The organism is Burkholderia sp. BCC1988 (assembly GCF_905339895.1).
Classification (GTDB): Bacteria; Pseudomonadota; Gammaproteobacteria; order Burkholderiales; family Burkholderiaceae; genus Burkholderia.
This window is the reverse complement of record NZ_CAJPHA010000060.1, coordinates 1-1,214: the sequence shown is the minus strand read 5'-3', so window position 1 is coordinate 1,214 and position 1,214 is coordinate 1. Positions and strand designations below refer to the sequence as shown.

Below are 1,214 nucleotides of genomic sequence, written 5' to 3'. Positions count from 1 at the left end.
CCGGCCGCGGAGATTCTCTACAACGACGACGGTTCCGTGAAGGGCGTCGCCACCGGCAACATGGGCGTAGGCAAGGACGGCGAGCCGACCGAGAACTTCCAGCTCGGCATGGAACTGCACGCGAAGTACACGCTGTTCGCCGAAGGCTGCCGCGGCCATCTCGGCCGTCAGCTGATCTCGAAGTTCAAGCTCGACGCGAACGCCGATCCGCAGGCGTACGGGATCGGCATCAAGGAACTGTGGGAAATCGATCCCGCGAAGCACAAGCCGGGTCTGGTGATCCACACGGCCGGCTGGCCGCTGAAGTCGGACACCTACGGCGGCTCGTTCCTGTATCACATGGACAACAACCAGGTCGTGGTCGGCTTCGTGGTCGGCCTCGGCTACACGAACCCGTACCTGTCGCCGTTCGAGGAATTCCAGCGCTACAAGACGCACCCGTCGATCCGCGCGTTCCTCGAAGGCGGCAAGCGCGTGTCGTACGGCGCGCGGGCGATCACGGCGGGCGGCCTGCTGTCGCTGCCGAAGACGGTGTTCCCGGGCGGCGCGCTGATTGGCGACGACGCGGGCTTCCTGAACGCATCGCGGATCAAGGGCAGCCACGCGGCGATCAAGACCGGCATGCTCGCGGCCGACGCCGCGTTCGACGCGCTGCAGGCCGGTCGTCAGAGCGATGAGCTCAACGCTTATCCGGACGCCTTCAGGCAATCGTGGCTGTACACGGAGCTGTACCGCGCGCGTAACTTCAAGCAGTGGATGGCGAAGGGTCTCTACCTCGGCACGCTGATGGTCGGGCTGGAACAGAAGGTGATGGGCGGCAACGTGCCGTGGACGCTGCACCACAAGCATGCGGACCACGAGATGCTGAAGCCGGCATCGCAGTGCACGCCGATCGAGTACCCGAAGCCGGACGGCAAGCTGACGTTCGACCGGCTGTCGTCGGTGTTCATCTCGAACACGAACCACGAGGAGAACCAGCCGGCGCACCTGACGCTGAAGGACGCAAACGTGCCGGTGAACGTGAACCTGCGCACCTACGCGGGCCCGGAAGCGCGCTTCTGTCCGGCCGGCGTCTACGAGTTCGTCAAGAACGACAGCAACGAAGATCGCTTGCAGATCAACGCGCAGAACTGCGTGCACTGCAAGACCTGCGACATCAAGGACCCGACGCAAAACATCGTGTGGGTCACGCCGGAAGGCGGCGGCGGGCCGAA

General features: G+C 64.7%; 1 protein-coding gene. It reads left to right on the top strand.

What is annotated here, in order from left to right; translation table 11 throughout:
• Positions 1-1,214, top strand: a 1,214-nt coding sequence (locus U4012_RS35515; RefSeq protein WP_321804535.1) for an electron transfer flavoprotein-ubiquinone oxidoreductase, incomplete at both ends; no start/stop codon positions are given.